Annotated in this window: 8 protein-coding genes; 3 read left to right on the plus strand and 5 right to left on the minus strand. The window is 71.6% G+C overall.

What is annotated here, in order from left to right; all coding sequences use genetic code 11:
* A partial coding sequence (locus DKT68_RS28610) for a glycoside hydrolase family 6 protein (protein ID WP_109820490.1) occupies positions 1-1,294 on the plus strand: 1,294 nt, incomplete at its 5' end.
* A 119-nt stretch (positions 1,295-1,413) separates the two neighbouring features.
* Here the strand turns inward: DKT68_RS28610 and DKT68_RS28615 are convergent.
* From DKT68_RS28615 to DKT68_RS28635, 5 genes are all read right to left on the minus strand, one after another.
* Positions 1,414-1,800 (minus strand): hypothetical protein, encoded by a 387-nt coding sequence (locus DKT68_RS28615; protein ID WP_109820491.1) that lies wholly within the window; start codon positions 1,798-1,800, stop codon positions 1,414-1,416.
* A 139-nt stretch (positions 1,801-1,939) separates the two neighbouring features.
* Positions 1,940-2,251 carry a hypothetical protein gene (locus DKT68_RS28620; protein ID WP_109820492.1) on the minus strand — a complete coding sequence of 104 codons (312 nt, stop codon included), beginning with the start codon at positions 2,249-2,251 and terminating at the stop codon, positions 1,940-1,942.
* A gap of 16 nt (positions 2,252-2,267) precedes the next feature.
* Positions 2,268-3,929 carry a sodium:solute symporter family protein gene (locus tag DKT68_RS28625; protein WP_109820493.1) on the minus strand — a complete coding sequence of 554 codons (1,662 nt, stop codon included), beginning with the start codon at positions 3,927-3,929 and terminating at the stop codon, positions 2,268-2,270.
* 203 nt (positions 3,930-4,132) lie between these two features.
* Positions 4,133-5,107: a hypothetical protein gene (locus tag DKT68_RS28630; protein ID WP_109820494.1), complete on the minus strand. Its 975-nt coding sequence runs from the start codon at positions 5,105-5,107 to the stop codon at positions 4,133-4,135.
* 11 nt (positions 5,108-5,118) lie between these two features.
* Positions 5,119-5,715, minus strand: coding sequence for a hypothetical protein (locus DKT68_RS28635; RefSeq protein WP_109820495.1), 597 nt, complete (start codon positions 5,713-5,715; stop codon positions 5,119-5,121).
* Positions 5,716-6,098: 383 nt separating this feature from the next.
* Here DKT68_RS28635 and DKT68_RS28640 point away from each other — a divergent pair, with 383 nt between their 5' ends.
* Positions 6,099-7,589 (plus strand): catalase, encoded by a 1,491-nt coding sequence (locus DKT68_RS28640; protein WP_109820496.1) that lies wholly within the window; start codon positions 6,099-6,101, stop codon positions 7,587-7,589.
* A 239-nt stretch (positions 7,590-7,828) separates the two neighbouring features.
* The coding region (locus tag DKT68_RS28645; RefSeq protein ID WP_109820497.1) for a sensor histidine kinase at positions 7,829-9,818 on the plus strand (1,990 nt) is incomplete at its 3' end.

Genomic DNA, 9,818 nt, shown 5'->3' on the forward strand with positions numbered 1-9,818 from the left:
AGCGCCACGACGGCCGACCACGCCGCCGCCCACGGGCAGCAAGGTGGACAACCCCTACGCCGGGGCCCGTGGATACGTGAACCCCGAGTGGAAGGCCAAGGCGGACGCGGAGCCGGGCGGCAGCCGGATCTCCAACAACCCGACCGCGGTGTGGCTGGACCGGATCGCCGCGATCAACGGCACCCCGGACAGCAGCTCCAACGGCGCCTTCGGGGTGCGGGACCACCTGGAGGAGGCGCTGCGTCAGGGCGCCGGCTACATCCAGTTCGTGATCTACAACCTGCCCGGCCGGGACTGCGCCGCGCTCGCCTCCAACGGTGAGCTGGGCCCGAACGATCTGCCCCGGTACAAGGCCGAGTACATCGACCCGATCGCCGCGATCCAGAGTGACCCGAAGTACCGCAACATCCGGATCATCAACATCATCGAGATCGACTCGCTGCCGAACCTGGTGACCAACACCTCCGGGCAGGCTGGCGGCACGGCGATGTGTGACACCGTCAAGGCCAACGGCGCGTACGTCAACGGCGTCGGCTACGCCCTGGCGAAGCTGGGCGTCATCGGCAACGTCTACAACTACATCGACGCCGCGCACCACGGCTGGATCGGCTGGGACACCAACTTCGGCCCGACCGCCGACATGCTGAAGAGCGCCGCGGTCGCCTCTGGCAGCACGGTGAACAACGTGCACGGCTTCATCGTCAACACGGCGAACTACTCCGCGCTGCGTGAGCCGTACATCAAGATCACCGACAACGTGAACGGCCAGACGGTGCGGCAGTCCAAGTGGATCGACTGGAACTTCTACGTCGACGAGCTGTCCTTCGCCCAGGCGTTCCGCGACAAGCTGGTCTCGGTCGGCTTCAACTCCGGCATCGGCATGCTGATCGACACCTCGCGCAACGGCTGGGGCGGCTCCGCCCGACCCACCGGCCCGGGCGCGACGACCAGCGTCGACACCTACGTCAACGGTGGCCGGATCGACCGTCGGATCCACGCCGGCAACTGGTGCAACCAGGCCGGGGCGGGCCTCGGCGAGCGGCCCAAGGCGGCGCCGGAGCCGGGCATCGACGCGTACGTCTGGGTGAAGCCCCCGGGTGAGTCGGACGGCTCCAGCGAGCTGATCCCGAACGAGGAGGGCAAGGGCTTCGACCGGATGTGCGACCCGACGTACACCGGCAACCCGCGCAACGGCAACAGCGCGACAGGATCCCTGCCGAACGCGCCGATCTCCGGCGCGTGGTTCTCGGCCCAGTTCCAGGAGCTGATGCGCAACGCGTACCCGGCGCTCTGACCGGGTCGCTCCCGCGCCACCCGCCGCCGGCGGTAGGTGAGGCACCGCCGGCGGCAGGTCACCCAGGGTCCCCGGTCCGACCGTCACGGTCGGGCCGGGGACCCGCCCCTACGCCCGGGTCAGGGCACGATGCGCTCGATGGCCGCCCGTCCCTGCTCGGCCAGGTCGCGGCGGGCCTTGTCCAGGTTCTCCGGGGTGAGGTCCTGCCCGCGGGCCATCACCAGGTCCTCCGGCTCCCAGGGCTGTTCCGCCCCGGTGCGGATGTTGTCCCCTCCGGCGCCGGTGCCCGTCCCGGTCGCACCGGTGCCGGCACCGTACGGGTCGCCGATCAGGTCGTCGGTGTCCGGCGCGAGGTCGTCCGGCCGGTCCCGGGGCTCGGTGAAGGCCGGCGTGTCCCGGTCCGCGCCGCCCCCGGTGCGCAGCTGCGGGACGGTGCTGTCGTCGTCCACCGCCGAGGCCGTCTCCGGGCTCTCCTCCAGCGGCGGTCGGCGCTCGCGATCGGTCATGGTGCTGCCTCCTGTGTCCGACACGTTGCCTGATCCCCCCGGCGTACCCCGTGCGGCGGCGGCCATGCCCGGCGCCGGCGCAGACCCGGACGGATGCGCGCCGACCACCCGAAGGGCGGCCGGCGCGCACGGCGGTCGGTCAGGTGCCGGGCTGCTTCTCGTTGGGCGCCGGCGGCTCCGCCGGGCGCAGCCACTGCCAGAGCAGCATGAACAGGCCGAAGGCGAGCATCACCAGCCCGGCCCACAGGTTGATCCGGACGCCCTCGGCCTTGTCGATCTCGGCCCGGCTGTCGAAGACGCCGATCAGCGTCACGATGACCCCGTACGCCACGAAGAGGCCACCGATCACCCGGCGGATGTCGAACAGTCGGGCGGCGGCGGAGCGGCGCTGCTCCTCCTGCGCCTCGTCGATCAGCGGGTCCTGTGCCGGCGGCTGGCCGTCGTTGCTCATCTGCCGAACCCCTTTCCTAGAAGACCGGGATGTAGAACAGGGCGGCCAGCGCGACCGCGATCACGCCGAGCAGCACGGGGGAGCGGTACCAGACGGCGTCGCCCGCGAGCACGTCGCCCTTCAGGTCGACACCGCCCATGCCGTAGACCAGCCCACGCAGCTCCTCGTCGCGTTTCGGCGCGGTGAGCGGGGTGAGGATCGCGGCGACCACCACCGCCGTGGCGAACGCGAGGCCGGCGCCCCAGAAGCTCTCCTCCAGGTCGGAGTTGAAGTTGACCACGCCGCCCTTGTAGAGCAGGTAGAGGCTCAGCGACACGAGGGTGCCGAGCAGCAGCGACCAGAAGCCGGCCAGCGCCGTCATCCGCTTCCAGAACATGCCGATGATGAAGGTGGCGAACAGCGGCGCGTTGAAGACGGAGAAGAGCGCCTGGATGTAGTTCATGATGTTGCTGAACCCGGCCGCGATGAACGCGGTGCCGATGCCGACCACCACGGCCGCGACCGTCGCCCAGCGGCCGATCCGCAGGTAGTACTCGTCGGAGCGGTCGCGGCGGATGTACGCCTGCCAGATGTCGTAGGTGAAGACGGTGTTGAAACCGCTCACGTTGGCCGCCATGCCCGCCATGAACGAGGCGAGCAGGCCGGTGACCGCCACCCCGAGCACGCCGTTGGGGAGCAGGTCACGCATCAGCAGCGGGATCGCGTTGTTGTACTGGAGGTCGCCGCTCTCCGCGCCGAGGCCCTTCACGGTCACCAGGGCCACCAGGCCGGGGATCACCGTGACCAGGGGGATGAACAGCTTCGGGTACGCGGCGATGATCGGCGTACGGCGGGCGGCGCTCATGTTCTTCGCCGACAACGCCCGCTGCACCTCGGCGAAGTTGGTCGTCCAGTAGCCGAACGAGAGCACGAAGCCGAGGCCGAAGACGATGCCCAACCAGTGCGCGCCGAGGGGGTTGGCGGTGGTGCCGGTGTCCTGCCAGGCGTGCAGGCCCGCCTCGCCGAGCTTGGAGTCGCGGACCGCGTCCATCAGCCCGTTCACCCCGCCGACCTTCACCAGGCCGATCACGGTGACCGGGATGAGGCCGGCCAGGATGACGAAGAACTGAAGCACCTCGTTGTAGATCGCGCCGGACAGGCCGCCGATGGTGATGTACGCGAGCACGATGGCCGCGCCGACCAGGACCGCGGTCCAGAGCGGCCAGCCGAGCAGGGCCTGCATCACCAGCGCCAGGGCGTAGAGGTTCACCCCGGCGATCAGCACCTGCGCGACGGCGAAGCTGATCGCGTTGAGCAGGTGGGTGGGGCGGTTGAACCGCAGCCGCAGGTATTCCGGCACGCTGCGGACCTTGGATCCGTAGTAGAAGGGCATCATCACGATGCCCAGGAAGACCATCGCCGGCACCGCGCCGATCCAGTAGTAGTGGACCGTCATCACGCCGTACTGGGCGCCGTTCGCGGCCATTCCGATGATCTCCAGCGCGCCCAGGTTCGCCGACACGAAGGCGAGACCGGTCACCCAGGCCGGTAGGGACCGGCCGGAGAGGAAGAAGTCGACGCTGGTCCGGATCGCTCGGCGGGCGGCGAAGCCGACCCCGAGGACGGTCACGAAGTACAGGGCCAGGATGAGGTAGTCCAGGCCGTTCATGTCGAGCCGAAGACCCCCGCCGTCGTCCATCCGCGTCACCTCTCGTCCCGACATCCTCGTAATTGAGCGCGCGCCCTATTACCCCCGCGCAGGGGGTTTCACGCCTCCGTGTCGAGTCCGGCGTGTTTGGGGCGCTCCACCGGACCTGGAACGTCCGGCGGAACGGCTCGGCCCCGCGGCCGAACGTGCGGAGGCGCCCCGACCAGCCGGCCGGGGCGCCCCAGTGCCCTCGCTCAACGACCCAGCACGCGGTCCAGGAAGTCCCGGTAGCGGCGTACCGCCATCCGCAGTTGCTCGGTGTCCGCCGAGCCGGCGTCCTGCCACCCGCCCAGCGCGTTCTTCTGCGCGGCCAGCGCCGAGGCGAGCGCCTGGATCGCCTCCTCCACCAGCGACTGCGCCTCACCGGCCGCGGCGTGCGGATCGTCGACGAAGCGCAGCTGCACGTCCCGCCAGCGGTCCCGGAAACCCTGCGCCGTGTCGGCGTCGAGGAGCGTGGCCGGCTCGGCCGCCACGGTCGACCCGGCGGGTCGCGACGTCCCGGCCGACTGCAACGCGGCGCCGGCCCCGCCGCCGGCGAGAACCGGGTCGGCGTCCGGCGAGACCGCGTCCGGGTCGACCATCTCCGGCGTCGCGCTGCCGTAGGGCGCCGCGTCGGGCTCGCGGTCGACGCCGCTGAGGTCGCTGCGCCGCTCGGGCCCACCGTCCGTGCTACCCGCCGGGACGACGGTCCGCGACGTCGCGGACTCGTCGGCGTGGCGGCTGTCGTCGGTGTCCGGATCGGTGCCGCGGCGATGCAGTTCGGCCGTGGGGTCGGCGCGCAGCCCCTCGCGCTCGCCGTCCTCGGCGCCGTCGCCCGGCTGGGCGGTCCGTTCGGCCCGGGGGTCCGGCTGGTCCTGCGGGCGCGGGCTCGCCAGCGCGGACGCCGCCACCGCGTCGGCCACGGTGGTGGCGCCGAAGGTGGTCGGCAGGGGCCCGGGCTCGTGGAACCCGCCCTCGTCGTCGGTCCGGTCGTCGTCGACGCCGTCGCGGTCGCTGCGGCTGGCGCGCTCGTCGGACACGGACGGGTCGTCGAACCCACCCCTGTCGTCCAGCGCGTCCTCGGGCACGTCCGTGCGACCGCCCCGGTCGCCGGTCGGCGGCACCGGCACCGGCGCGGACCGGACGGCCTCCGGATGGTCGTTGCTCACCTGCGGCTCTTCCTGGCGCATCGGTGGCCTCCTCAGCGGCTCGTGGCGTCGTGCGGGCTGTCCGGGTGGCGCTGTTCGGGCGTGTGCTGGGCGACCGGCTCCTCGCCGAGCAGGTCGGCGAAGAGCGCCCGGTAGTGCACGACCGCCTGGCGCAGTTCCTCGGTGCTCGCCTCGCCCCGGGAGTTGCGCAGGTGGATCTCGTGCGCGTCGCGGTAGTTCGTCAGCGTTCGAGCGTGTTCGACGGAGAGATGGGCGATCTGGTCGGAGAAGTCCCCAGTCGGGTAGCCCCGCTCCTCGATGAGGCGGGTGACCAGCTCGTCCGCGTCGCCCACGGTCTCACCCGGCGAGTCGATGAAGCGGACCTGGAGTTCCTCCCAGGCGGCGGCGTAACGGGCCCGGGATTCCGGGTCGAGCGGGGTGAGTGTGAGTTCGGCGTGCCGGCGTTCCCGGTCGCGCAGCTCGCGCTCCGCGGCGGACCGGCTGTCCTGCTCGGCCACCACCCGGTCGTACTCCGGCCCGAACCGGCTGCGCAACGCGCGGCGCCGCGCGACCGACCGGACGGCCACGGCCAGCGCCGCGACGATCACCAGCACGACGAGCACGATGACGATTACCTGCGTGGACGACATGGGCTCCTCCTTCGTCACGTGGTATTCCCTCCGCGCACTGATCGCCAATCCCGATCCGGGCCACTTTCCTTGGCCGGCCGGCGGTCGGTGTCACGGACGGTGTCCCCGTTCGGGCGATGACGAGGGCCACAGCGCGGCATCCGACTAAAACTTGACTGATTCCAGAAAACGCGCTTGGGTGGGGTGATGCCCGGCGGGGACGACCACGACCACCCCGTCCGCTCCGAGTGCGGGGCGACCGTGACCGGAGCGTCGCTCCCCGGCCCTGCCCCGGGCGCAGAGTTCGTCGCCGCCGTCACCAACGTCCCCCGTTGGGGCCGCTGCCCCGACCGTCAGTCGCAGGACCGATCAGGCACGCCGCACCAGGCATCTGGAGGAGAACGATGAGCGACCCACAGGCCGGCAAGCCGATTCTCACCACCCGCCAGGGCCACCCCGTCCACAACAACCAGCAGCAGCGCACGGTCGGCTCGCGCGGCCCCGCGACGCTGGAGAACTACCATTTCCTGGAGAAGATCAGCCACTTTGACCGGGAGCGGATCCCCGAGCGGGTGGTGCACGCGCGCGGCTTCGTCGCGCACGGCGAGTTCGAGGCGTACGGGACGATCGGTGACGAGCCGGCGTCGACGTACACCCGCGCCAAGCTGTTCCAGACCAAGGGCAAGAAGACCCCGGTCACCATCCGGTTCTCCACCGTCATCGGCGGCCGGGACTCCTCCGAGGCAGCCCGCGACCCCCGCGGCTTCGCGGTCAAGTTCCGCACCGAGGACGGCAACTGGGACGTGGTGGGCAACAACCTCCAGGTCTTCTTCATCCGCGACGCGATCAAGTTCCCCGACGTGATCCACGCGCTGAAGCCGGACCCGGTGACCTTCCGCCAGGAGCCCAACCGGATCTTCGACTTCATGTCGAACACGCCCGAGTCGATGCACATGCTGACCTGGCTCTTCTCCCCGTACGGCATCCCGAAGAACTACCGCACCATGCGGGGCTCCGGGGTCAACACCTACCGCTTCGTCAACCCTCAGGGCGAGGGCGTGCTCGTCAAGTTCCACTGGATGACCCAGCAGGGCGAGCAGAACCTGACCCAGGCCGAGGCCGACGCGATCCAGGCCACCGAGCTGGGCCACGCCTCCAAGGACCTCTACGAGGCGATCGAGCGCGGCGAGTACCCGCAGTGGGAGCTCAACGTGCAGATCATGAGCGACGACGAGCACCCGGAGCTGGACTTCGACCCGCTCGACGACACCAAGATCTGGCCGGAGGAGCAGTTCCCCTACCTGCCGGTCGGCATGATGACGCTCAACCGCAACATCACCGACCACCACAACGAGAACGAGCAGATCGCCTTCGGCACCGGCGTGCTGGTCGACGGCATCGACTTCTCCGACGACAAGATGCTGGTCGGGCGGACGTTCTCCTACTCGGACACCCAGCGCTACCGGGTCGGCCCGAACTACCTCCAGCTGCCGGTCAACCGGCCGCGCGAGGACGTCCAGGTCAACACCAACCAGGGCGGCGGCCAGATGTCGTACGGAGTGGACAACCGGGGCGCCAACCCGCACATCAACTTCGAGCCGTCCTCGGTCGCCGGCCTCCACGAGGCGGACGAGTCCTACCGGGAGTACCGCCCGTTCGTCTCCGGGCAGATCATGAAGGCCCCGATCGAGCGGCAGAACAACTACTCCCAGGCCGGCCGGCGCTTCCGCGAGATGGCGGACTGGGAGCGCGACGACCTGATCCTCAACCTGACCACGCTGCTGGCCCAGTGCGACAAGCACATTCAGGAGAAGATGGTCTGGCACTTCAGCCAGTGCGACGAGAACTACGGCCGGCGGGTCGCCGAGGGGCTCGGCATCGCCGACAACGCCTGACCCGTACCGCACCACCACGAGCGCCCCGCCGGCCCGCCGGCGGGGCGCTCGTCGTACCGGACGGGTGCATTCCGGAGCGTCGATGTCGGCGCGACAGGCGGTAGTGCAACGGCGCGCGATTACGTATCCTGCCCAAGGCGCTCACGCCGGTGCCCGGCGTCACGGCCGGGCGCAGCCGACCGGGGCGCTGCCCGGCGGTGCCGGCGCCCCTCCTGCCACCCCTGCACGGGCGAGGTCTGATGAGAACCCGCGACTGGCCGATCCGCTCGAAGCTGACCGCGTTGGTCGTCGCGCCGGTGACCGCGCTCCTGGCATTGTGGATCTTCGCGACCACGCTGACCTTCGGGCCCGCCCTGGACCTGCTCTCCGCCCGCACCCTGCTGTACGACCTGGGCCGCCCCGGCGAGACCGTGGTCACCGAGCTGCAGCGGGAACGCCGGCTCTCGGTGGTGCAGCTCGCCGGCACCACCGAGCTGCCGGCCCTCGCCGAGCAGCGGCAGCGCACCGACCGGGCGATCACCGAGCTGCGCCGCCGGGTCGACGGGGAGGAGCTGCGCGACGCCGCCGACGACCTGCTCGACGCCCGCGTCGACCAGCTGGTCACCGCCCTGGCGGCACTGCCGGCCGGCCGGGACTTCATCGACGACCGCAAGGTGGACCGCGCCGGCGCGATCGGCCTCTACAGCGGCATGGTCGCCTCGGCCTTCCAGGCGTTCGCCGGCATGGCCAACCTGACCGACCCCGACCTCAACCGGCAGGCGCTGGCGCTCACCGCGCTGGGCCGGTCCCGGGAACTTCTCGGCCAGGCCGACGCCCTGCTGGCCGGCGCGCTGACCGCCGGCCGGTTCGCCGAGGGGGAGCACGCCCGGCTCGTGCAGGCCATCGGCAACCAGCGGTGGCTCACCGAGAGCGCGGTGGCCGACCTGCCCGAGGCCGGCCGGGCCGCGTACCAGCGGCTGACCGAGAGCACGGCGTTCACCCGGCTGCGCGCCATGCAGGACGCGCTGGTCGTCGCCAACCGGTCCGGCCGGCCACAGGTGGACGCGGCGACCTGGCAGGCCAGCCACGACGCGGTGCAGCAGCAGCTACGCGACTTCGAGCTGGCCGAGGCCGACGAGCTCACCGACCGCTCAGTGCCGATGGCCGTCGGGATCCTGGTCCGGCTGGCCGCCGCCGGGGTGCTCGGGCTCGTCGCCGTGGTGATCTCGGTGCTGGTGGCGCTGCGGGTCGGCCGGACGCTGGTCCGCCGGCTCAGCGGTGTCCGCACCGCCGCCCTGGAGCTGGCCGAGCACCGACTTCCGGACGTGGTGACCCGGCTGCGCCGTGGCGAGCAGGTGGACGTGGCCCGGGAGGCGCCCCCGCTGGAGTACGGCCACGACGAGATCGGCGAGGTCGGGCGGGCCTTCACCGAGGTGCAGCGCACCGCGGTCCAGGCCGCGGTGGACGAGGTCACCCTGCGCCGGGGGCTCAACGAGGTCTTCCTCAACATCGCCCGGCGCAGCCAGGGCCTCGTGCACCGGCAGTTGCACCTGCTGGACCGCATGGAACGGCGCGCCGAGGACCCGGACGAGCTGGCCGAGCTGTTCCAGGTGGACCACCTCGCCACCCGGCTCCGCCGCCACGCCGAGGACCTGGTCATCCTCGCCGGCTCCGCGCCGGGCCGGGGGTGGCGCAACCCCGTCGCGATGGTCGACCTGGTCCGGGGTGCGAGCTCCGAGGTCGAGGCGTACGAACGGGTGGACATCACCTCCGTGCAGCCGGCCGGCGTGCTGGGCCGGGCCGTCGGCGACGTCATCCACCTGCTCGCCGAGCTGATCGAGAACGCCACCGCCTTCTCCCCGCCGGACACCAGGGTCACCGTGACGGGGGAGCGGGTGACGAACGGGTACGCCCTGGAGATCACCGACCAGGGGCTGGGGATGTCCGACGCCGCGCTGGAGCGCGCCAACACCCGGCTGGCCAGCTCACCCGAGTTCGACCCGGCGGAGAGCGCCCGGCTCGGCCTCTTCGTGGTGGCCCGGCTGGCCGCCCGGCACGGCGTACGGGTGCGGCTGCGCCCGTCCGGCGAGGGTGGCGTGACGGCCGTGGTGCTGGTGCCCACCGACCTGGTCACCGCCGAGCCACCGGCCGGCCCCGACCCGGCGACGCTGGGCGCCGCGCCGGCCGGTGCGGACCGGCGGCTGGCCCGGACCGGTGTGCCGGTGGACGGCGCGGCGGGCCGGCTGCGGG

The sequence above is a fragment of the Micromonospora acroterricola genome, from assembly GCF_003172955.1.
Taxonomy (GTDB): Bacteria; Actinomycetota; Actinomycetes; order Mycobacteriales; family Micromonosporaceae; genus Micromonospora; species Micromonospora acroterricola.